This window comes from Cellulomonas uda (genome assembly GCF_006538705.1).
Lineage (GTDB): Bacteria > Actinomycetota > Actinomycetes > Actinomycetales > Cellulomonadaceae > Cellulomonas > Cellulomonas uda.
On the sequence record NZ_BJLP01000028.1, the window covers coordinates 26,918 to 51,819 of the forward strand.

Annotated in this window: 9 protein-coding genes; 8 read left to right on the forward strand and 1 reads right to left on the reverse strand. The window is 70.8% G+C overall.

Going from position 1 to position 24,902, the window contains the following annotated elements:
• Window positions 1-383: 383 nt before the first annotated feature.
• Window positions 384-1,982, reverse strand: a complete 1,599-nt coding sequence (locus CUD01_RS09460) for a DUF6119 family protein (RefSeq protein WP_141320572.1) — start codon at window positions 1,980-1,982, stop codon at window positions 384-386.
• Window positions 1,983-2,228: 246 nt separating this feature from the next.
• Here CUD01_RS09460 and CUD01_RS09465 point away from each other — a divergent pair, with 246 nt between their 5' ends.
• From CUD01_RS09465 to CUD01_RS17085, 8 genes are all read left to right on the forward strand, one after another.
• Entirely contained in the window at window positions 2,229-7,436 is a 5,208-nt protein-coding gene (locus CUD01_RS09465) for a DEAD/DEAH box helicase (protein ID WP_141320574.1), read from the forward strand.
• 15 nt (window positions 7,437-7,451) lie between these two features.
• Window positions 7,452-10,292 carry a DUF8741 domain-containing protein gene (locus tag CUD01_RS09470; protein ID WP_141320576.1) on the forward strand — a complete coding sequence of 947 codons (2,841 nt, stop codon included), beginning with the start codon at window positions 7,452-7,454 and terminating at the stop codon, window positions 10,290-10,292.
• Window positions 10,293-10,357: 65 nt separating this feature from the next.
• Window positions 10,358-14,263: an Eco57I restriction-modification methylase domain-containing protein gene (locus tag CUD01_RS09475; RefSeq protein ID WP_244937732.1), complete on the forward strand. Its 3,906-nt coding sequence runs from the start codon at window positions 10,358-10,360 to the stop codon at window positions 14,261-14,263.
• 16 nt (window positions 14,264-14,279) lie between these two features.
• Entirely contained in the window at window positions 14,280-16,454 is a 2,175-nt protein-coding gene (locus CUD01_RS09480) for an McrB family protein (RefSeq protein WP_141320580.1), read from the forward strand.
• Window positions 16,451-17,680 (forward strand): McrC family protein, encoded by a 1,230-nt coding sequence (locus tag CUD01_RS09485; RefSeq protein WP_141320582.1) that lies wholly within the window; start codon window positions 16,451-16,453, stop codon window positions 17,678-17,680. Before CUD01_RS09480 ends, CUD01_RS09485 begins: the two co-directional genes overlap by 4 nt.
• A gap of 273 nt (window positions 17,681-17,953) precedes the next feature.
• The gene (locus CUD01_RS09490) at window positions 17,954-19,681 is read left to right on the forward strand and encodes a hypothetical protein (protein WP_141320584.1); all 1,728 of its coding nucleotides are present in this window, start codon (window positions 17,954-17,956) and stop codon (window positions 19,679-19,681) included.
• Window positions 19,682-19,802: 121 nt separating this feature from the next.
• Window positions 19,803-23,018 carry an SNF2-related protein gene (locus CUD01_RS09495; RefSeq protein WP_166771988.1) on the forward strand — a complete coding sequence of 1,072 codons (3,216 nt, stop codon included), beginning with the start codon at window positions 19,803-19,805 and terminating at the stop codon, window positions 23,016-23,018.
• Between the two features lie 436 nt (window positions 23,019-23,454).
• A complete protein-coding gene (locus CUD01_RS17085) occupies window positions 23,455-24,852 on the forward strand; it encodes a cellulose binding domain-containing protein (protein WP_141320588.1) in 1,398 nt (465 codons plus the stop codon).
• Window positions 24,853-24,902 lie beyond the last annotated feature (50 nt).

Consider the following 24,902-nt stretch of genomic DNA (forward strand, 5'->3'; position numbering starts at 1 on the left):
CGGAGGGCGCCGCGCGGGGCCAGATTGCGGGAGTGGCGGTGTCGGTGGCTGCGTTGGCCATCGGATGGGGCGTCAGCAGGAGCTGCGCCTGGAATATCACGAACTACGGCAACCTCCTCCGACCCCTCGTTCTGGGCTCCCAGACGCGTCGCCGGTCGTCCGACGAAGTGGCCGAGCGGAAAGCCACCGGGCGACACGGCCGGTGAGCGAGCGGATCGACGCCGTCTCCGGTGGCGCACGCCGGCAAGCGCGTTCGGCCAACGGCCGGCTGACTCGGCCTATCTCGACCGACTCGAGGAGAGCACGCAGAAGCGGGGGCAGGCCCCGTGGGTCGTGCGTCGAGGGCACCGTCCCGGGAACTGCGCGCGCGTCGATGACCAACGCTACGCGGCGTCGACGCGATCCAGCGTGTAGCGGATGCCAAGGTTGTCGAGCGTGCGGCCCTGCTGCATCAGGTTCAGCCTGCTGAAGAACGGGAGCCAGTTGTTGCCGACACGACTCGAGTTCGCGACGACGACGAAACTGACGGTGAACGCCGAGCGATCCGGAGCCTCGCCAGGCCCGGGGATGAGATCCGACCAACCCGCACGGTCGCCGGCGTCACTGACGATCTCGGCACGCAGTCGCGCTCGGAACTCCGCGTCCGTCAGCAAGGTCGTCGCCGCCACGGTGCCTTGAGCGAAGAGGTGGCTCAGGGTCGATGAGCGGGACTTGCGCTTGACATGCACCATGACGCCGTCGCACGTGAGCACGTCGCAGAACTCGATGCCGGTGGTCGCCCCGCCAGGGCGAAGGACTTTCGCATCGAGGCACAGCCGTCGCTCAGGGTCGACAGCGGCGACACGCAGGTTGTACTCCGGCTCCGTCTCGCCGGGCAGCGAAGCAGGGAATGTCAGCGGCGAGGAGTCGAGCCGGCCGACGAACTGGTCGACGCGATCCGCGAGGCTCCTGCTGACCTCGAACCACCGCCCTTCGATCAGGACGTAGAGGGCGCCGTCCAGTTCCTGCTCGCTCACGAGAGCGTGGTAGAGCGGCCATCGCGCGTCCCAGTTCGACGACCGCGTGTAGCGCACCTTGACCTTCCGAGATCTCAGAAGTGCTGGCGTCAAGGCGGCGAGGTCGCCGTCCTCGAGGTCGGCGAGGTAGCGGTCGAGATCGAGGTCCTCGTACTCGGCCGGGTGGGTACCGGTGATCGCGAAGCTGTCGATCTCGTCCCAGTTGACAGGGTCCGGCGTCGCGAGATGCGTCGCGGTCGTGTCGCGTGTGCGGAGCTCGTCGACTACGCGGTCGTCAAGCTCCGCTATACGGTCGCGGTCCTGGACGATCGAGAGGTCGTCGACCCACCCGAATCGTTCCTTGTACGACTCGGACCGATACGCGTCGAGCAGGTCTCCGCAGATCGTGGGCAGGTCGGCGACGGTGCCGGGGAGGTTCAGCACGACGGCGTCCGCGCCAGCGATCGTCCTGCCGAAACGCTCCTCCCTCGGACTGCCCGTGACAGCCCGCAGGATGTCACGCGCGATGTCGACGCCGAACGCGCTGAGATCCGTCGTGCGACTCGCCTGGGTGGTCTTCGCCACGACCATGCTCTCGAACGCCTTCGTGTCGAGGCTGCGCAAGTGTTCAGGATCGATCGTGTTGAGTGCGACCTTGAGGCCGAACTGACGGACGATTCGCGACTGGTCCAGGAAGCCACGTCCGTACCCGAACGTGATCGCGAAGATCGTTCCTGCGGCGCGCAGTACGAGCAGACCGGATGCCGACGACGTCCTCAATGCCGGAGGAAGCTGGGTCAGAGCAGGTCGGACGTAACCCACCCAAGGGGGTGGGCTCGGAGGGCGCGACTCCCAGAAGAAGGCACCGTCGACTCCGGTGGCCGGCTCGAGCGCGACCAGCTCGGGCGTGCGCTCGTCATCGAGGGCGTCCGTGAACTCCTCGACGCCCTCCAACAGGAACACGGTGAGCCGCTGCCGTGCCGCCATCGTCGCCCCTCCTGCGGCGACGATATCGCCCAGGCACGTCGACGTGGTGGGGCGACACGCGCGCTTCGCACTGTGACTGTGGGCCGCGCACGACCGGCGGGAGCCCGCAGTCAGCCGCGATCGGGCCCTCCTGGATCCGGCGGAAGACACCGCAATTCGCCCGTGGCGTGCACGGTTGCCCCACGGACCCGGCAGTCGGTGGCAGACTCGATTCGCCGTAGTCCGACGACGAGGAGTCACAGAGCCGTGGACGTCTTTCGGATTCGCGACCGACTGATCGCGGACTACCGGAGCTTCACGTCGGGAACCGTCGAGGTCCGAGACCGGCGCATCTCCGAGCACGTGACCAAGCTCCTCGACGGCGGGGAGCAGTGGCCGGATCCGTGGCTCAGCCTGAACCCGAGCTTCGAGACCGGCGGAACCGTCGCCGACCTCGTCGCTGAGGGAGTCCTGCACCCCGAGAACGCTCGCATCTTCCGCGTCAAGAAACATGCGGACGATCCTGGGTCGGCGACGCTCACTCTGCACCGCCACCAGCGCGAGGCGATCGAGGCGGCCCGCAGCGGGAAGTCGTACACCCTGACGACGGGTACGGGATCGGGCAAGTCGCTGGCCTACATCGTGCCCATCGTCGACGCGGTGCTCCGCGAACGAGCGACGGCCGGTGGCTCTCCGGTGCCGGGCGTCAAGGCGATCGTCGTCTACCCGATGAACGCCCTCGCGAACTCCCAGACGCTCGAGCTCGAGAAGTTCCTGCGCTACGGCTACCCCGCCGGGCAGGAACCCGTGGCGTTCGCGCGGTACACGGGCCAGGAGTCCGAGGAGCGGCGGCGCGAGATCCTGGCGAACCCTCCCGACATCCTGCTGACGAACTACGTGATGCTCGAACTGGTCCTGACCCGGCCCGACGAGCGCCTGCACCTGATCCGCGCCGCGAACGGCCTGCGTTTCCTCGTGCTCGACGAGCTCCACACCTACCGCGGGCGCCAGGGGGCGGACGTGGCGCTCTTGGTCAGGCGCCTGCGCGACGCGTGCGCGTCGGACAACCTCCAAGTGATCGGCACCTCGGCGACGATGGCGTCGGGCGGGTCCGTAGCCGAGCAGAAGTCGACGGTTGCCGACGTCGCGACGCGACTGTTCGGCTCGGAGGTCACGCCGGATAGCGTCATCGGCGAGTCGCTGACGAGGGCGACGTCGCACGGGCCGACGACCGACGCCGAGCTGTCGGGCTCGCTCCGGAGTGTCGGCAGGTTCGCAGGGATGAGCTACGCCGAGCTCGCGCGCGAGCCGCTGGCCCGATGGGTCGAGACGACGTTCGGCCTCGACACCGAAGCCGAGAGCGGCCGGCTCATCCGTCGCAAGCCGACGACAGTCAGTGCCGCCGCTGCCGGCCTGGCTGAACGCACGGGTGTCGACGTGGCCGTGGCTGCCGCGGCGATCCAGTCGGTCCTGCTTGTCGGCTCCAATGCGCGCCACCCGTCGACGAATCGTCCGCTGTTCGCGTTCCGGTTGCACCAGTTCCTCTCGAAGGGCGACACCGTCTACGTCTCGCTCGAGCCCGAGGACGAGCGCTACATCACGAGCACCTACCAGCTCCGCGTGCCGGGCGACGCGAGCAAGGCACTGCTCCCGCTCGGGTTCTGCCGTGAGTGCGGACAGGAGTACCTGGTCGTCGCCAAGACGGCCGGTGGGCGGGAGGCCTTCGTGCCTCGCCAGGACGCGGACGCATCCGGGGGCGACGCCGTCACGGGCTACCTCTACGTGTCCAGCGATCTGCCCTGGCCCGCAGACCCCGTGCTCGAGAACCGGCTCCCCGACCACTGGCTCACGACCGACCCGTCCGGGGCGATCGTGGTGCTGGACACCAAGCAGAAGTACCTGCCGAGCGAGGTCTGGATCGCGCCCGACGGCTCCACCACGGCCCCGGGTGCTGGGCTGCGCGCATGGTTCGTCTCGACGCCGTTTGCCTTCTGCATGCGGTGCCGCGTCTCGTACGAGCAGGTCCGCGGCAACGACTACGCCAAGCTCGCCACGCTCGACCGCGAAGGCCGTTCGTCGGCGGTCACGGTCGTCGCGGCGAGCGTGGTGCGCTCGCTCAAAGAGCTCAGTCCGGGCGAACTGCCGGCCGACGCCCGTAAGCTGCTCACGTTCGTGGACAACCGCCAGGACGCATCGCTCCAGGCCGGTCACTTCAACGACTTCGTACAGATCTCGCAGCTGCGGGGCGCGCTCTACCGGGCGCTCGCGGACGAGCCCGACGGTCTGACGCACGAGGTGGTGTCCCAGCGCGTCACCGATGCGCTGAACCTGCAGATGCCGGACTTCGCGGCGAACCCCGACGCGCGGTTCTCCGCCAAGGAGTCGGCGCAGCGCGCCCTGCGCGCCGTGATCGAGTACCGCATCTACGCCGACCTGCAGCGCGGCTGGCGCATCACGATGCCCAACCTCGAGCAGACCGGGCTGCTCAAGGTCGCCTACGTCGACCTGCCGGAGATCGCCGCCACCGACGAGATCTGGACCGGCACCCACCCGAGACTGCGCGACGCGCCGGCCCAGCTGCGCGAGGAGCTGTGCGCGATCCTGCTGCACGAGATGCGTCGCGTGCTCGCGGTCGACGTCGACTGCCTGACGCCGCTCGGTTTCGAGCAGATCCAGCGCGACTCGCGTCAGCATCTGACCGGCCAGTGGGCGCTGCCGGATGACGAGAGGGTCGTCGCGGCGGGCGTCGTCTACCCGCGGGGCACGACGAAGCGGAAGGGGCGGGACGACCTGTTCGTCTCCGGCCGATCGGCGTTCGGACGGTACCTGCGCCGGGATGCCGCGCTCGGCCGGGACCTGAGCACCGACGACGCGGAGCTCGTGATCCGGGACATGTTTCGTGTCCTGTGCGACGAGGGTGGCCTGCTCACGGAGGCCGACGAGGTCGAGGGCGTCCCGGGCTACCGACTCAAGGCTTCGGCGATCCGCTGGCGCGCCGGTGACGGGACGAAGGGCGCCGAGGACCCGCTGCGCAAGAGCACCGACAGCGAGGCCGTGATCCGCGTCAACCCGTTCTTCGTCGACCTCTACCAGGAGGTCGCCGCGGGATTGCGCGGTCTGCACGCGATGGAGCACACCGCCCAGGTGCCCGGTCCACAGCGTGAGGAGCGCGAGCACGACTTCCGCGACGGCACGCTGCCGCTGCTGTTCTGCTCGCCGACGATGGAGCTGGGCGTCGACATCGCGAGCCTGAACGCCGTCGGCCTGCGCAACGTGCCGCCCACCCCGGCCAACTACGCGCAGCGCTCCGGCCGCGCGGGCCGTAGCGGGCAGCCCGCGCTCGTCGTGACGTACTGCGCGACCGGCAACGCGCACGACACCTACTACTTCCGCAACTCGCGCGACATGGTCGCGGGGTCGGTCGCGGCGCCCCGTCTCGACCTCGCGAACGAGGACCTGGTCCGCTCGCACGTACACGCGGTCTGGCTCGCGGAGACCGGCCAGTCGCTGAAGTCGCGCATCACCGACATCGTCGACGCGTCGGGCGAGCAGCCGACGCTCGACGTGATCCCGCAGGTGTGGCGCGCGCTGACCGAGCCCGACGTCCAGCGCCGGGCGGCCGTGCGAGCCGACGCCGTGATCGACGAGCTGCGCAAGGCCTGGGACGATGCCGACCAGGTTCTGTGGTGGTACGACGGCTGGGTCGCAGACCAGGTGCGCGGCGCACCGACGGCGTTCGATGCCGCCCTGGAGCGCTGGCGCCTGCTGTACCGGACCGCCCTGGCGGAGTACCACGCGCAGTCCAAGCTGGCCGTGGACCCGCGGGCCCCACGGTTCGAGAAGGACGCCGCCTCACGCCGGGCGTGGGAGTCGAAGAACCAGCTCGCGCTGCTGCGCAATGAGGACTCCGAGCACGGCCAGACGGACTTCTACTCCTACCGCTACTTCGCCTCCGAGGGCTTCCTGCCCGGGTACTCCTTCCCGCGTCTCCCGCTGGCCGCGTACATCCCCGGCGGTCGCGGGAAGCGCGACGGCGACTACCTGCAGCGTCCCCGGTTCCTGGCGATCAGCGAGTTCGGCCCCGGCTCGCTCATCTACCACGAGGGCGCCCGCTACGAGGTCGAGCGCGTGCAGCTCCCACGCTCGGCGGAGCAGGCCGGTCAGCCGGACACCGAGGAGGCACGCCGCTGCGAGGCGTGCGGCTACCACCACCCGATCTCCCAGGGTGCCGACGTGTGCGACTCGTGCGGGGTACAGCTCGGCCTGAAGACGTACAACCTGTTGCGCCTCCAGACCGTCTTCACGCGTCGCCGCGAGCGCATCAGCAGCGACGAGGAGGAGCGCCGCCGCGCCGGCTTCGAGCTCGAGGTCTCCTACCGGTTCCACGACCACGGCGACCGGCCCGGGCGGGTCGACGCCGAGGCAGTCGCCGACGGTCACCCGGTCGCGCTGCTCACGTACGGTGACAGCGCGACGATCCGCGTGGCGAACGTCGGGCGGCGGCGACGCAAGGACCCGAACGACCGTGGCTTCTTCCTCGACGGTGCGACGGGGCGGTGGGCACAGAAGAAGGACGCCGCCGACGCGACGGTGGACGCGGACGCGCTGCTCTCGCTGGAGGACGCCAAGACGGTCCTGAAGGTCATCCCGTACGTCGAGGACCGGCGCAACATCCTGCTGCTGCGGCTCGCGCGGCCGCTCGACGACGCCGCGGCCACGACCCTGCGCTACGCGCTCGAGCGGGGCGCCGAAGCCGTCTTCCAGCTGGAGGACTCCGAGCTCGAGTCGCAGCGGCTGCCCGACCTCGACCACCGCGGCCGGATGCTGTTCACGGAAGCCGCCGAGGGCGGCGCGGGCGCGCTGCGACGGTTGGTCAGCGAGCAGACGGCGCTGGCGAGCGTGGCGCGCAAGGCGCTCCAGATCGCGCACTTCGACCCGGAGACGGGCGCCGACCTAGGGCACGCGCCCGACGCCGGCCCGGGTGCGGAGCGCTGCGAGCTCGCCTGCTACGAGTGCCTGCTGGCCTACGGCAACCAGCACGAGCACGCGTTCATCGACCGTCACCTCGTGCGCGACCTGCTGCTGGAGCTCGCGGGGGCCGAGGTGCGCACCGGCGCGGGCGGCCGGTCTCGCGCCGACCAGCGCGACTCGCTGTCGGCGCTCGCCGACTCGGGGTTGGAGCGGACGTTCGTGACGTGGCTCGACGAGCACTCCTACCGCCTGCCCGACCGTGCACAGGTCGACGTCACGGAGGCCAAGGCCCGTCCCGACCTCGTCTTCGACCTGCCGACCGGGCCGGTCGCCGTGTTCGTCGACGGACCGGTGCATGACGGCGAGGCCCAGCAGGCACGCGACCTCGACGCCCAGGAACGCCTGGAGGACCTCGGCTGGATGGTCATCCGCGTCCGGCACGACGACGCCTGGGAGGCCGTCGTCGGTCGCTACCCGTCCGTCTTCGGCACCACCCGCAACTGATCTGGAGCACACCCCATGACCACGACGACGTACGCGCCCGGCTCCCTGGTGCGCGCCCGCGGACGCGAGTGGGTCGTGCTCCCCGACAGCGACCAGGAGTTCCTGCTGCTCCGGCCGCTCGGTGGCGGCAACGACGACGTCGCCGGCCTGCACACCGCGCTCGAACGGGTCGAGGACGCGACCTACCCGCTGCCAAGTTCGGACGACCTCGGTGACGCGACCAGCGCGGGACTGCTGCGCACCGCACTCCAGCTCGGGTTCCGCTCGTCGGCCGGGCCGTTCCGCTCACTCGCCGGGATTGCCGTCGAGCCGCGCGCCTACCAGCTCGTCCCGCTCCTGATGGCCCTCAAGCAGGACACGGTCCGCATGCTCGTCGCAGACGACGTCGGCATCGGCAAGACCGTCGAGGCCGGCCTCATCGCAGCGGAGCTGCTCGCGCAGGGCGACGCGAAGCGCCTCGCCGTGCTGTGCAGCCCCGCGCTGGCCGAGCAGTGGCAGGCCGAGCTCGCAAGCAAGTTCCACATCGACGCCGAGCTCGTGCTCACGTCGACCGTCCGTCGCCTCGAACGCGACCTGATGATGAACGAGTCGCTGTTCGACCGGTACCCGCACGTCGTCGTATCCACGGACTTCATCAAGTCCGACCGGCACCGGGCCGAGTTCCTCAACCACTGCCCCGACCTGGTGATCGTCGACGAGGCGCACACCGCCGTCTCCGACGAGTCGGCCGGGAGCGGCCGACAGCGCCACCGCCGCCACGAGCTGCTGGTCGACCTGGCGCGCGATCCGAAGCGACACCTGATCCTTGTCACGGCCACGCCGCACTCCGGCAAGGACGAGGGCTTCCGCAACCTCGTCGGCCTGCTCGACCCGGAGCTGGCGACGATCGACCTCGACCACCCGCGGGGGCGTGAGCGGCTCGCGCGTCACTTCGTTCAGCGCCGACGCGGCGACATCCGCCGCTACCTCGACGAGGACACGCAGTTCCCGTCGGACCGCGAGCTGCGCGAAGTCGCGTATGCGCTCAAGCCCGAGTACCGCGCGCTGTTCACCAAGGTGCTCGACTACGCGCGCGAGCAGGTCCGCAGCGCCGACGACGGGTCGGTGCGCCAGCGGGTCCGCTGGTGGTCGGTGCTCGCGCTCCTGCGCACGCTCGCCTCATCGCCCGCCGCGGCGGCCGCGACGCTGCGGATGCGTGCCGCGGCCGCCGAGGCTGCGGACATCGCGGAGGCCGATGCGCTCGGTCGGGCAAGCGTCCTGGACGCCGCGGACGACGAGGCCGTCGAGGCCGTCGACGTGACGCCCGGCGCGATGACGGAGGACACGGAGACCACGACGTCGTCGGAGCGGACCCGCCTGCGCGCGCTCGCCCAGACGGCGGAGTCGCTGCTCGGCCCGGCCGCGGACGCGAAGCTCGCGACCCTGATCAAGGAGGTCAAGGGCCTTCTCGCCGATGGCTTCGACCCGATCGTGTTCTGCCGGTTCATCGACACCGCCGACTACGTCGGCAAGCACCTGGCGGACGCGCTGAAGAAGACCGCGGAAGTCGCCGTCGTCACGGGCACGCTGCCACCCGCCGAGCGCCAGGAGCGGATCCGGACGCTCACCGCGACCGACGCCCGGCACGTCCTGGTCGCGACCGACTGCCTTTCGGAGGGCGTCAACCTGCAGGACGCTTTCCAGGCGGTCGTCCACTACGACCTCGCGTGGAACCCGACCCGCCACGAGCAGCGCGAGGGCCGCGTCGACCGCTTCGGGCAGACCGCCCCGACGGTGCGGGCGGTCACGATCTACGGCAAGGACAACAGCATCGACGGCCTGGTGCTCGACATCCTCATCCGTCGCCACCAGGCCATCAGCAAGGCCACCGGCGTCTCCGTGCCGGTCCCGAGCCAGTCGGACTCGCTCCTGGAGGCCCTCATGGAGGGCCTGGTGCTGCGCGGGGTCGACCACGAGCAGCTCGAGCTCGACCTGGGCCTGGCGGAAGCGGACCGGCGACTCGAGGTCGAGTGGCGCTCGGCGGCCGAGACGGAGAAGGCGTCGCGGACCAAGTACGCGCAGGGCACTATCCACCCGGACGAGGTCGCGCAGGAGGTCGCAGAGGTCCGTGCGGCACTCGGCTCCCACGCGCAGATCGAGCCGTTCGTCGAGGAGTCTCTGCGCGCGCTCGGCGCGTCGGTGAGCCCGGCCACCGACGGGTTCGAGGCCGTGACCGACACCCTCGCGCCCGGTCTGCGCGACGCGCTCCCCGCGGGCTATGCCTCGCCGCTGCCGTTCCACCGGCACCTGCCGGTCCCTCGGCGGCACGCCTTGCTGACGCGCACGGACCCGAGCGTCGAGGCCGTCGCCCGGTACGTCCTCGACACCGCACTCGACCCGGCGACGACGAACCGTCGAGCACCCGCCCGCCGCGCAGGCGTCGTCCGCACGAGCCACGTCGATGCGCGGACCACGGCGCTCCTGCTGCGCTACCGGTTCCACCTCGACCTCCCGACGGCCGACGGCCCGCGCACCCTGATCGCCGAGGACTGCGAGGTGATCGCCTTCCGCGGGCAACCGGACAGCCCGCAGCTCCTCAGCCCGCAGGAGGTCGCCGACCTGCTGGCCGCGCCCGCCGAGGCAAACGTGCCCTCCGACCAGGCACGCGATCTCGTCTCGGCTGCACTGACCAGGGTCAGTGCGCTCGGCGCCACGCTGGACGCCCGCGCGCAGGAGCGCGCCGGGCAGCTCTTGGAGAGCCACCGCCGGGTCCGAGCCGGGGCCGGCGCGGGTCGCCAGGGCCTGCGCGTGCGTGCGCAGACACCGGTCGACGTACTCGGCGTCTACCTGTACCTGCCGGTCGTGGGGAGCCGTTGATGGCCGGGGACCTGACCGCGGTGCGGTCTGTGGGGGCGTTGTTGCCGTCGGATCTGTTGTCGCGGGTGGCGGCGGGTGACGGTGACCTGGGTGGGTTCTCGGGTCGGGAGTACCACCTGGCGGCCGGGGAGTCTCCGCGTGAGGCGGCGAACCGGGCGTGGGCGTATCTGGTCGGAGTGTGGCCGTCGTTCCAGGACGCGCTGGCCCGCCTGCCGCAGGGCGACCCAGCCGTCGGGCTGACCCGCGAGCGGTGGTTGCAGGTGGTGTTCCGTGAGCTCGGCTACGGGCGCCTGCAGGCCACGCCCGCGGGCGGGATCAGCGCGGCGGGCAAGGCCTTCCCGGTGTCGCACGCCTGGGGCGCGGTGCCCATGCACCTGTTGGGTTGGGGTGTCGACCTGGACCACCGGACGAAGGGTGTACCGGGCGCGGCCGAGCGGGCCCCGCACGCGATGGTGCAGGAGCTGTTGAACCGCTCCGACGAGCACCTGTGGGCGGTGGTGTCCAACGGCCGGGTGCTGCGGCTGCTGCGTGACTCGACGTCGCTGTCGGCGCAGTCGTTCGTGGAGTTCGACCTGGAGGCGATCTTCACCGGGGAGCTGTTCGCCGATTTCGTGGTGCTGTTCTTGCTGCTGCATCAGTCCCGGGTCGAGGTGCTCACCGAGGGCGCCGGGCCGAGCGACTGCTGGCTGGAGCGGTGGCGTTCGACGGCGATCGTGTCGGGTGCGCGGGCGCTGTCGTTGCTGTCCGACGGGGTCCAGCGGGCGATCGCGGACCTGGGCACGGGGTTCTTGCGGGCGCCGCAGAACACCGGCCTGCGCGAGCGGTTGGCCGACGACTCGCTGCACCTGGCCGACTACCACCAGGCCCTGCTGCGGCTGGTCTACCGGCTGCTGTTCCTGTTCGTCGCCGAGGACCGCCAGGCCCTGCACCCGACCGACGCGAACCCCATCGCCCAAGCCCGGTACCGGGAGTACTTCTCCACGGCCCGGCTGCGCCGGCTCGCGCTCAAGCGCCTCGGCACCCGGCACGGCGACCTGTGGCAGGCGCAGCGGCTCGTCCTGTCCCGCCTTGGGCAGGACGACGGCTGCCCCGAGCTGGCCCTGCCCGGCCTAGGTGGTCTGTTCGACGACGACGGCACCGAGTTGTTCGCCGACGCCGAGCTGCCCAACGACGCGCTGCTGTCCGCCGTGCGGCACCTGTCGACGGTGCGCCCCAAGGGGCAGCCGCTGCGCACGGTCGACTACAAGAACCTCGGCGCGGAGGAGCTCGGCTCGATCTACGAGTCCTTGCTCGAGCTCGTGCCCCGCTACGACCGTGTCGAGCAGACGTTCACCCTGGAGAACCTGGCCGGCAACGACCGCAAGACCACCGGCTCGTACTACACGCCGTCCTCACTGATCGACCTCGTGCTCGACGAGACCCTGACCCCGCTGCTCGACGAGGCCGAACGTGCGGCCGACCCCGAGGCGGCGCTGCTCGCGATGAGCGTGTGCGACCCGGCGTGCGGCTCCGGGCACTTCCTGGTCGCTGCGGCCCGGCGCATCGCCGAGCGCCTGGCCGTGGTCCGTTCCGGTGAGATCGACCCGACGCCCTCCCACCTGCAGGACGCCCTGTACGACGTGGTCGGCTCCTGCATCTACGGCGTCGACCTCAACCCCCTGGCCGCCGAGCTCGCGAAGGTCTCCCTGTGGCTGGAGTCCATGCAGGCGGGCCGGCCGCTGTCGTTCCTCGACGCGCACATCAAGGTCGGCAACGCCCTGCTCGGCACCACGCCCGCTCTGCTCGCGAACGGCATCCCCGACGACGCGTTCACCGCCCTGGCCGGCGACGACAAGACATTCACGACCGCCCTGAAGAGGCGCAACAAGACCGAGCGCGAGGCTCCCACCGACACCGGCTCCCTGTTCGACCTGGTCGACGTCGGCACCAGCACGATCGACCTGCGCGGCCGCCTCTCGACGGCCGTCGCCCCCGCCACCGGAACGCCCCGCCTGCGCGAGGTCCACGCCGCCCAACGCGCCTACGCCCAGTTCCAGGCCTCCCCGGACGTCGCCCGCGAACGCCTGCACGCCGACGCCTGGTGCGCCGCGTTCGTCCAGCCCAAGACCCCCGGCACCACCACCATCACCACCGGCGTCCTCGACTCGCTGCGCGACGGCACCGCACCCGACGACCTCGTGCGCACCGTCCAACGCCTGGCCGCCCAGCACCAGTTCTTCCACTGGCACCTCGAGTTCCCCGACGTCTTCGACACGACCACCCCCACGGGCGACCACGGCTGGACCGGCGGCTTCACCGCCATGATCGGCAACCCGCCGTGGGAGCGGATCAAGCTGCAGGAGCAGGAGTTCTTCGCTCAGCGCGACGCCGCGATCGCGGGGGCCGCGAACGCCGCCGCGCGCAAGCGGCTGATCGCCGCGCTGACCGCGAGCAACCCCGGACTCGCCGACGAGTGGGCCGCCGCGAGTCGGGTCGCGGAGGGGATGAGCCACTACCTACGCAAGTCGGGCCGGTACCCGCTGTGCGGCGTCGGTGACGTGAACACCTACAGCGTGTTCGCCGAGCTGTTCCGGTCGTCGATCGCCCACGACGGGCGGATGGGCATCATCACGCCAACCGGCCTGGCGACCGATGCAACGACGTCGGCCTTCTTCGCCGACACGGTCTCGAATGGCCGACTCGCCGCGTTCTACGACTTCGAGAACGAGGCGAAGATCTTCGACGGTGTGCACAACCAGTTCCGCTTCGCCGTGACATCCATCACCGGCGGCCGACGTTCACCCACAGCCAACCTCGCGTTCTACACGCGGTACGTCACCGACGCGCTCTCGCGACGCTTCGCGATCACGGCGGATGAAGTTCTTGCACTCAACCCGAACACCGGGACGCTGCCGATCTTCCGCACGCGGCAGGACGCCGAGATCACGCTCGGCATCTACCGCCGTCACCCCGTGCTCGTGAACGACGCCACAGGCGAGAACCCGTGGGGACTGCGGTTCGCGACGCTCTTCCACATGGCAAACGACTCGGGCCTGTTTGAGACCGCCGACGAACTGCGCGAGCGTGGTGCCGAGTTCGACGGGTGGGCGTGGGCGCTCGGTGCGCAGCGGTGGCTGCCGCTCTACGAGGCGAAGATGCTCTCGCACTATGACCACCGGTACTCGACGTACGCCGACGCCACCCAGGCCCAGCTCAACAAGGGCACCCTCCCGCGCCTGACCGACGCACAGCACGATGACCCCGACCTCGAGCCGCTCGCCCGCTACTGGGTCGCCGAGATGGACGTCGAGACCGCCATCGCCAACCGCTGGGACCGCGACTGGTTCCTCGGCTGGCGCGACATCACCAACGCCAGCAACGAGCGCACCTTCGTCCCGAGCGTCCTACCTCGCTCGGCCGTTGGTCACAAGTTCCCGCTCACGTGGCCGACGACGCCCGATCAGGCGCCGCTTCTGCACGCTGTGTGGTCGAGCTACTGCTTCGATTACGTCGCCCGCCAGAAGCTCAGCGGCACCGGCATGACGTACTTCATCGTCAAGCAGCTTGCTGCACCCGCGCCCGATGACTTCGACCTCGTCGTGTCCGCCGTCAGCAGTGGGCCGCTCAGGTACTGGGTCGAGTCTCGGGTGTTGGAACTGGCGTACTCGTCTACCCGCCTGCGGCCGTATGCCGCCGACTTGAAGGATTCCGGAGGACCCTTCCGCTGGGACAACCAGCGCCGCGAGCGATTGCGCGCCGAGCTCGACGCCGCGATGTTTCTGCTCTACGGCCTCGCCCGCGACGAGGTCGAGCACGTCATGGACTCGTTCTTCGTCGTGCGCAAGTACGAGGAACGCGACCACGGCGAGTTCCGCACCAAGCGCCTGATCCTGGAGACGTACGACGCCATGACCGCCGCCGCGGCCGCCGGCACCGTGTACACCAGCCCGCTCGACCCGCCCGCCGGCCACGGCCCGCGCCATGACCACTGACGGAGGCTTCGTCACCATGTCCGAGGGACCTCCGCGCGAGTCGATTCGTCTCGCGCTTCTCGTCGGGACGACGTTTCGGTTGCTGCGGGATGCCGCGGAGCCGCTTCGGCCGGCCGTCGCCCTGCAGCGCCTGGCCGAGACCCTGCCGCTGACCGAGTACGAGCTCAGCACCAACGACTCCGGAACGCGCCGGTTCGAGACCGGTGTGCGCTTCGAGGTCAGCGGCGCACGCGCGATCGGTTGGGTCGCGCGGGAGGGTGGCTGGTCCCTGACCGACGCGGGGCGCACCGCCCTGGGTGCGGCGATCTCCGACGACGACCTCATGGTGACCCTCCGCCGGGAGTACAACGCGCTCCAGCGCGCGCGCCGTCGTGCCCAGGCGGGGATGGAGGCCGACGCGAAGTCCGAGACGCTGCGCGCAGCTCTGGACCTGGTCGAAGCTGGTCTGTGGACGTCGTACGGCGACCTGGCGCAGCTCACGGGCCTGGCGAACCAGAACGTCGGAGGCTGGATCTCGCAGACCGACCACCCGGCCGCGTACCGGGTACTGACCTCCGACGGTCTCGTCTCGGACGGCTTTCGATGGAGCGACCCCGAGCGCACCGACGACCCCCGCGAGCTGTTGCGCGCCGAGGGCGTGGACTTCGACGATTCCGGGCGTGCGAGCCAGGCCGCGCGGCTGACGAGCTACGACCTACGGGAGCTGCTCGCCGAGTCGGCCGAGCCGGTCACCCGCCGCGCCTGGCTCGTGCGGGGCAACAACGTCAACGGTAAGAACCTCGTCCCGACGTGGCTCGAGCGAGGCTCGGTCTCGGTCGCGGCCAGCCAGATCCGCTCCCTCGCGCTGCCGTTGAGCCGCCCGGACATCGTCGCCGTCGTCGAGGAGGACTACGCGCAGAAGTCCTACAACACCCGCAACGAGAAGGTTGCGGAGCTCGACCTGTTCATCAACCGCATCCAGGTCGGCGACTTGGTGCTGGCCAACGACGGCGGCAGCTTCTATCTCGGGGACGTCACAGGTGATGTCACGTCGGTGCGGTCGTCCGACGACCGGTCGAACCTGCGCCGGAGCGTCGAGTGGCGTAACGCTGCCCACCCGATCGACCTGACCGACCTGCCCGCGGGGCTCAAGCCGAAGCTGTCCAGCCAGCACACGGTCGTCGACCTCACCAGCGAGCTCGCCGCACTTGCCGGACTGGTCGCGCAGGACGCGGCCGAGGCCACCAAGGCGGCGAAGACCGCACCGGTCGCGCTCGTCCTGCGCGCCGCGACGGACGAGCTCGCCGACGGGCTGCTCGTCGACCGAGGGTGGGTGCAGTCGGTGATCGACCTGCTCCGCGACCGTCGGCAGATCGTGTTCTACGGCCCGCCCGGCACGGGCAAGACCTACCTCGCACAGGCCATCGCCCAGCACCTGACCGACGAGTCGGCGGTGAAGCTCGTGCAGTTCCACCCCGCGTACTCGTACGAGGACTTCTTCGAGGGCTACCGGCCCGTGGCGCCCAAGGATGGGTCGACAACCGTCGGCTTCGCGTTGACGCCCGGCCCATTCCGTCGCCTGGTCGACGCCGCACGGGAGAACCCGTCGACGCCGTACGTCTTGATCGTCGACGAGATCAACCGCGCCAACCTCGCCAAGGTGTTCGGCGAGCTCTACTTCCTGCTGGAGTACCGCGACCGCGCCATCGACCTGCTGTACAGCACGGGTGACGAGGCGGGGTTCACCATGCCGTCGAACGTCTTCATCATCGGCACGATGAACACCGCCGACCGCTCGATCGCGCTGGTGGACGCGGCGATGCGCCGCCGGTTTGCGTTCAAGGCGCTGCACCCTGGCGTCGAGCCGACTCGCAGCATGCTGCGCCGGTGGCTCGACCGCCGCGGGCTGCCGCACACCACGGCCGACGTACTCGACCACCTCAACGACCTGATCCAGGACCAGGACTTCCGCATCGGCCCGTCGTACTTCATGCGAGACGAGGTGTACCGCGACGGCGGGCTGGAGACCGTCTGGGAGACGTCGATCCTGCCGCTCCTCGAGGAGCATCACTTCGGTGAGGGCATCGACGTCGAGGCGCACTACTCGCTGACGACGATCCGAGCGCGGATTGCTCGGACGGCGAGCTCGGCGTCCGACGCGCACCAGCCTTCCGACGGCACCGAGGCCCCGACGGACAGCCCCGCCCCATGACCGCCGTCGAGCTGGTCGAGAACGGACCGTCCGTCGAGGTGCGACTCGATGACCAGACCGGCCTCGCCCTGCGCGCCAGCGGACTCGTCACGGCGGTCCCCGCGGTCGCGTCCGGGTGGTGGGTCGTCGGGCCGGCCGCGAAGGTCGGGGTCGCGCGCGTCGCCGGGGTCGACCTGCTGGTCCGCCCGAAGGTCGACATCCGCCGGCTGCTCTTCCTCGTCGGCTACGCCCGGGACGGGGCCCTCTGGCGCGACGAGGACGTCGAGCTCGACGAGAACTCCGACCTGCTCACGGCCGTCGCATCGGCCTTCGCGCGCCAGGCGGAGAAGGCAACCGCCCAGGGCCTGCTGCAGGGCTACCGCGTCGAGGAAGTCGCCTCACCGGTACTCCGTGGCCGCATCCGCACCACCGACCAGCTCACCCGTCACCACGGGCTGCCCCTGCCGCTCGAGATCCGCTACGACGACTTCGACGTCGACATCCCCGAGAACCAGATCCTGCGTGCCGCCACCCACCGGCTCCTCCGCCTGGACGGGTTGCCGGCTGGCACGCGTCGGACGTTGCGACACCTCGCGCGCGCGTTCGCGGACGTGAGTGCTCTGCCGAGCGGGACTGTCCTTCCGGCCTGGTCGCGGTCGCGGCTCAACACGCGATACCAGGTCGCCCTCGGCCTCGGCGAGCTGGTCCTGCGCGGGAGCTCCGTCGAACAGGAGGCCGGGCTCGTCCGCATCGACGGCTTCATGCTCGACATGGCCAAACTGTTCGAGGACTTCCTGACCGAGGCGCTCGGCGCCGCGCTCACCGCCCACGGCGGGCGCTGCCGCGCGCAGGACCGGTGGCACCTGGACGAGGCAGCGTCGGTCTCGATGAAGCCGGACATCGTCTGGTACGGCCCGGGTTCGCGTCGGCCGACGGCCGTCGTCGACGCGAAGTACAAGGCGGAGAAGCCGAGCGGGTACCCGAACGCGGACCTGTACCAGATGCTCGCCTACTGCACCGTCCGCGGGCTCGCGCGAGGCCACCTGGTGTACGCGAAGGGCAACGAGACCGAGGCGCGTCACCGAGTCGTCGGCTCGAGGGTCGAGATCCACCAGCACGCCCTCGACCTCGACGTCGAGCCAGCGGCGTTGCTCGCCCAGGTCACCGACCTCGCCGCGACGATCGTCGCTCTCGGCGCCGAGCCGCTCGCAGGCGTCGCCTCCGGCACGCCCACCGCGCTCAGGTGACGGCGATGTCAGCCGGTCCCGGGATGCTGTGCAGCATGTCGATGGCGGATGGGAGCCCAGATGGTCAGGCGTAAGCGCAGCCGCGAGCTGAAGACGCCCGGCCGGGCATCGAGCGTCGAGCCGCCCGGGGCCGTCACCGTGCCGACCGGCCGCGTGGACATCGCCGATGACGACGCTGCTCGCCTCCTCGCGCACCGACTGCTGACGCCCGGACGGCGGTGGCCTGTTGCGGTCGTCACGGTCGCGAACGGGGCGAGCGAGGCGTACGCCGACGTGGACGCCCTCGTCGACGACCTGCGCGGGCTCGCTGAGGTCGTCGTCATGCCGACGTCTGACGTGTCGTGGGCGTTCTCGTCGGTGATGCCGCCTCTGACCCAGGTCTACGGCGGTGCTTCCCGTGTGTACCCCGTCGACCACGACTGGGTGTCGGCGCCGAGAACGGCGCCCCTGCGGTTCGCGTACTCGGTCCGCGAGCGCGACCGCGTGACGGACCAGATCCTCAGCGATGCGATGGCGGCCGCCGTTTCTGCGGGGCTGTACACGCCGCGGGCCTCCGTGGCGTCGCGTCCGGCGGTCGACGGTACCGTCGTGGGCCTGTTCGGCAGCAGAGCCATGGTCCGGCTCGATGACGGCAGCATGGCGACGCTCTGGGAGGAGCTCAGCGGGTTCGACGTGCCCCTCGAGCGGCTCGTCCGGAACGGCCAACGTGTGCGGGGACGGATCGACCCGGCCACCAGGCGGCTCGACCTCGAACCGCCGGACGAATGCGTACCCGCCAGCACGCGGCCCCGTTACCGTGCGGGTGTAGCGGTGCTCGCCGAGGTGGCCGCCGTCGACGACGCAGCGTTGACCTTGCGCCTCCAGCCGGGCACTGAGGTGGTCACCACCGCTGGCTCGGTGACAGCGAACGAGCTGGACCGGCTCACAGCGCTCTTCACCGTCGGCGACGTCGTCGTCGCGCGTGTCACCGACAGCGAGCCGGTGATCCAGCTGTCGCTTCTCGACGTCGACGACGACGAGGCGACGATGCAAGCGCCGGCGCTCCTCGACGGCGGACCGCCCTGGCTCGTCGCCCCCGCAGCGCCGCAGCTCTCTGCCCCTGCCGACGATGCTCTCCCTAGCCCGGCGCCGGATGCCGCGCTCGGCTTTCCCCCGGCGGAATCGGTAGACGCGGAACTCCAGTCCGAGGCCGGGCCTGTGCCGCAGGCTCCGTCGGCACCGGGAGGGCCGACGCCGCGCGACGTCCGCGCAGGCATTGCTGTTCGTCCGGCGGTCCGAGCGCCCGACGAGCCGGTCCCCGCTCCGTCGCCTGCAGATCGTGGAGCCGTCCGCGACCTGAGTCTCGCCCTCTCGGCCGAGCAGAGCCGCTCAGCCGAGCTGAGACGCCGCCTCGACCTAGCCCTCGGCGCCTCCCACGAGCTCACGGAGCTGCGCCGCCATGCTGAGCATCTCGAGCGTGAGCTCGACTCCGTGGAGGCGAGCTTGCGTGCATTCCGGGAGAAGTACCGACGGACCGACGTCCGGCGCCAGCAGCTCGAGCGAGCGGCCAAGGCGACGACGGGCAGCACGGACATCGACGACAGCGACCCTCGAGAATGGTTCGGCGACCCCGTCGACGCGCTCCGGCTCAGCGTGACGCAGGCATGGGCGCGCCGTGTCCCCGCCGGGGAGAAGCCGCGCTGGCCGCTCGGCGACTGGAAGGTCGGTGACCGCTTCGCCGACTCGCTCGACAACCTCGGACCGGTGTCGTGGCGCAAGCTCGCCGAGGTCGTGGCGGACGTCGTCGTCGCCGATCCCGCCCGGCTGTCCGCGCTCGAGAACCACGAGCTGCGAGTGACCGAGAGCGGCGGGGCGCCCGCGGTGGCGCGCAAGGACGGCGCGGTCTGCTACCGCGTCGCGCTGCAGCGCAACTCCCCGTCGGCGCGGCGCCTCCACTACTGGCGTCGCGGCGACCTTGTCGAGCTCTCGCGGGTCGTGCTGCACGACGACACCGCCCCCTGAGCCCTGCTGCGCCGTCGGCGAAACCGCATGTCAGTGGCCCGCTCTACGCTGCGGGCACCACTCGCCGCTGGAGGAACGCATGGTCAGGCACGGACGCGGGCGCGGACGTCCCGACCCCGGCATGCCGGATCTCTTCTCGTCGACTCCCGAGCCTCACCTCAGCCTGCAGCTCGGACATCTCACCTGGCCGGACCCCGCGTTGCTCCCCGTGAACCACGCCGGCGCTCACGTCCGCGACGTCGTGTGGGAAGACCTCGTCTCGTCTCGCGCGCCGCTGGTCCTGGCGGGCTTCGCCTCGATCACCAAGCTCATCGAGTTGGTCGCGGCGGCGGCGCACAGGGCTGACCATGGCTCGGTGCGCGTGCTGCTCGGCACGGAGCCGTTCGCGACGGAGCGGGTCGCCTTCGGGTCAGCATCTGCAGCGTTTACGGAAGACGTCCGCTCGTACTGGATCGAGCAGCACGGCGTCTCTCTGCTTCTGTCGGCCAAGATCGTGCAGACGATCGAGGCGCTCGACCAAGGCTGGTTCGAGGTGCGGTTCGTGCCGGGTCGCACTCGCCTGCACGCCAAGATCTACGTCGGCGATCGGGCGGCGACGATCGGGTCCAGCAACTTCACCGAGGCCGGCCTGAGCACGCAGTTCGAGGCCAATGTCCGCTACACGCGCTCGTCGGACTGGGAAGGTTACGACCGTGCGCGGAAGGCGGCGGAGAACTACTGGTCGGTCGGACAGCCGTGGGGCGAGGAGCTCCGTGCGCTGCTGCGGGACATGCTGCAGTTCGTCTCGTGGCAGGAGGCCCTCGCCCGTGCGTGCGCGGACCTGCTCGAAGGGCAGTGGGCGGCCGGGTACCTCGGCGAGACCGCCGGTCTCTCCCGGCTGTGGCCGTCACAGATCGCGGGGATCTCCGAAGCGCTGTGGGTCGTGGAGAACGTCGGGAGCGTGCTGGTGGCGGATGCCACCGGGTCCGGCAAGACGCGCATGGGCGCGCACCTCACGCGCGCCGTTCGGGACCGTCTGTGGAGCACGGGACGCGTCCGGGGTGACCTGACCGTGCTCGTCTGCCCTCCTGCTGTCGAAGACCAGTGGCGACGGGAGGCCGTGTCCTGTGGCCTGACGCTCAATACCGTCTCGCACGGCAAGCTCAGCCGGGCGTCGAAGCAGGGCCCCCGCGTCGAGGAAGGCGCGGTCGCGGCCGCGCAGATCCTTGCGATCGACGAGGCCCACAACTTCCTGGCCCGGGGCTCGAACCGCTCCGTTCAGGTCCGTGCTACTGCCGCCGACCACGTGCTGATGTTCACGGCGACACCGATCAACCGCAGCGCACAGGACCTGCTGTCGCTCGTCGACCAGCTCGGCGCGGACAACTTCGAGGATGCGACGCTGTCGATCCTCGACCGCCTCAACCGCCGACACACCGAGTGGAAGCTCACGTCCGACGAGCAGGCGCTTCTTCGGTCCGAGATCCAACGCTTCACCGTCCGGCGTACCAAGGGCATGCTGAACGAGCTCGTCGACGCGGATCCGAGCGCGTATCTGCACCCCGTGACCGGGCGCGTCTGCCGCTACCCCGAGCACGTCACCCGGACCTACGCGACCGGTGAGACGGAGCGTGAACGCCGCATCGCCGACGAGACTCGGGACGTTGCCGCCCAGCTCACCGGGATCGCGCGCATCGGGCGGACGATCACCCTGCCCGAGTGGCTGCGCCGGGAGTACACCGATCAACAGTGGCTCGACACCAGGGTCGGCGCTGCGCGGGGACTGGCCGCCCACCAGGTGCGGGCCGCGATGCGCTCGTCGCAGGCCGCGCTGCTCGAGCACGTCGTCGGCACCGACGAGGCCGTGCGACGACTGGGGATCAGCGGTCTGGCCAAGCCTCAGCCGACCGGCGACATGTACGCCAGCCTGATGGCGGCACAGGAGGCTGGGCCTCCGCGCATCGATCTCGCCTGTGAGCTCCCCGCGTGGCTCTCCGACGCCGCGGCATGGCGCGACGCGTGCGAGGACGAGGCGGACCGGTACCGCGTCCTGGAACGTCTCGCCCTCGACCTCGGCGACCGTCGTGAGCGGACCAAGGCAGCGTTCGTCGCCGACCTCGCGCGCCGACACGAGCGGGTCCTCGCCTTCGACCACCACCCGATCACGTTGGCTGTCATCAAGTCGCTGACGCCGCAGGTCGGGGCACCGGTGGTCGTGGCGACTGGCGGCGCCAGGAAGGAGCGCGAGGAGGTACGGCGGATCTTCGCCGTGGACTCGCAGACACGCGGAATCGCGCTCTGCTCCGACGCGATGAACGAGGGGATCAACCTCCAGGGCGGCTCTGCGGTGGTGCAGTTCGACATGCCCACGACGTTGCGCGTGGCTGAGCAACGGGTCGGTCGGGTCGATCGCATGGACAGCCCCCACGACCGCATCGAGGTGTTCTGGCCGGCGGACTCGCCGTCCTTCGCCACCCGCGCCGACGACCTGCTGGCGGCTCGCAACGAGGAGAGCGCGGCGCTGCTCGGGTCCAACCTGCCGATCCCGTCGACACCTGGGACGGTCGTGACTCCTGAGGACTTCGTGAGTCTGGCGGCCGCGGCGCGCGGCCAGTGGGACGGCCTGCAGGACGCCCTGGAACCGGTCCGCGCCCTGGTCTCCGGGCCGACCGCGCTGATCCCCGCCGAGACGTACGAGGCTCACCGCGACGCACGCCACCGAGTCCTGGCACGCATCAGTCCCGTGCGGACCCGGACCGCGTGGACGTTCTTCGCGGTCCGTGGCGCAGCATCCGGCGCGCCGCGATGGCTCCTGCTGGAAGACGGTCGCCGCGACGCCGTCGTCGGTTTGGACCGCGTGGCCGGGCGCCTGCGTGAGCTCCTGGTCGAGGACCCACCCAGTGCGTCGTTCGACGACCGCTGCGAGGACCTCCTTGCCCGCTTCCTCCTGCGCGCGGAGGAGATCGAAGTCGAGCTGCTTCCTCGCCGGCACCAGCGGGCACTCGAGCAGATGCAGCGAATGACCCGACGCTGGGCCGAGGCGGCGCGCCGCGGCGGGCGTACCGACGAGGCGGAGCGGTGGGAGATCGTGGCCGCCGTGGCTCGCGGAGAGTTCGAGGCCGGAACGGTGGATCTGCATCAGGCCGCCGAGACGTGGCTCACACTCGTGAAGCCGGCGCGGCTGGAGGCGCGGATCGAGCGACGACGGAGCCCTTACAGCCGCCTGGCGGACATCGAGCCGTTCCTCGATCGCGAACCGCTGGACCTCGTGGCGGTCGAGAGGTCGATGGCCCGACTCAGCATCTCCGAGCCGCTCGCCCAGCGCGTCGCGTCCTGCATCCTCGGGGTGCCCGCGTAGCGCCCAATCCGCCGAACGGGTTGCTCATCCTTGTCGCCCTCGCCAGGGCGATGACGGGTACCGACTCGCCACCTGGCACCAGTCGTCTCCGCGCCCAGGTTGCTGACACATCTTTGCCACAACAGCGTCCCAGGGACGCTCATCAGGCGCCCCGGAGACGCACAGCAGATGCAACCCATCCGGCAGGACCGCAGGTCCCAGGCCTGTGACCTGCGACGACACCCAGGAGGAACCGTGGACCAGGCTCTACTTCGACGTCTGATCGGCTGCTCCCGATCAGTTCGGCACGAGGGGCGTCCCGTTCGCGGGGCGCCCCTCGTGGCCTCTCGTCCGAAATGTGCGGGCATGACGCCGAAAGGATTCGGGACCTGGTCCCGCACCGATCTTCCTCAGGAAGGTGTGATCGATCACACCACGCTCGAGGGGAGACACAGTCATGTGGAGCGCACGCATCAGGGTGACGGCGCGGTGGGCGGTCGCCGCGCTCGTCGCCGCGGGGGTCGTGGCGGCCGTCGGGACCGAGGCGAACGCGGTGCAGACGACGACGAACGTCGCGTACGCACCGGCCGACCCGGCCGGCAGCCGCGGGCACCTGCTCGACCTGTACGTCCCCGACGGCGCCGGGCCGTGGCCGCTCGTCGTGTGGTCGACGGGCTCCGCCTGGACGTCCGACGACGGCAAGTCGGGGGCCAACGCCATCGCCCAGCAGCTCAACCCCCGCGGGATCGCGGTGGCGGGCGTCAGCGTCCGGTCGAGCTCGCAGGCGAAGTTCCCCGCCCAGGTGTACGACATCAAGGCGGCGATCCGGTACCTGCGCGCCAACGCGGCGCAGTACCGGATCGACCCTGCACGGTTCGCGACGATGGGCGACTCGTCGGGCGGGTGGGTCGCCGCGATGGGCGCCCTCACCGGCGGCGTGGCGGCGCTCGAGGGGCAGATCGGGACCACCGGCGTGTCGAGCGCGGTGCAGGCCGGTGTCGACTTCTTCGGCCCCACCGACTTCATCCGGCTCGCGCAGCAGGACCAGGGCGGCTGGATCGACCACAACAGCCCCGACGCGCCCGAGGCGCAGCTGCTCGGCTGCGCGGTCCCGTCGTGCCCCGACAAGGCCCGGCAGGCCGACCCGATCCGCTACGTCGACGCGAACGACCCGCCGATGCTGCTCCTGCACGGGCGGGCCGACAACGTCGTGCCGCACGCGCAGACCGAGATCCTGTACGACGCGCTCAAGGCCGCGTGCGTCGACACGCGGTTCTTCTCCGTCCCGGGCGCCGGCCACAGCCACGCGGACGTCACGAGCTCGTCGCGCTACGGCCAGCAGACGGTCCGCACGACGCAGGGGTGCCGTGAGACCGTCACGCAGGGCAGCCCGAACCCGAGCTGGGACACGATCGCCGCGTTCCTGAAGGACGCCTGGGCCGACGTCGACCCGGGTCCCGGCCCGACGGACGAGCCCACGCAGGAGCCCACCGACGAGCCCACCCACGAGCCGACCGGCGGCCCGACGGACGAGCCGACCGGCGGGACCACGAGCTCGCCCGCCCCGCAGGGCCGGTGCACCGCGACGTACACGGTCGTCAGCAGCTGGCCCGGCGGGTTCGTCTCCGAGGTGAAGGTCGCCGCCAACGCGGCGGTCGACGGGTGGCGGGTCGCCGTGACCCTGCCGTCGGGGACGGTCACGAACGTGTGGAGCGGCCAGTCGACGGGCACCTCACCGCTCACGGTCACCAACGCGCCGTGGAACGGGCGCCTCGGCGCCGGACAGAGCACCGTGTTCGGGTTCCAGGGCACCGGGTCGGGTGCGGGCGCCACGGTGACCTGCACGGCCGCCTGACGCGGAGCACGCGGGACCGGCGGGCACGGCAGCACGCGTGCCCGCCGGTC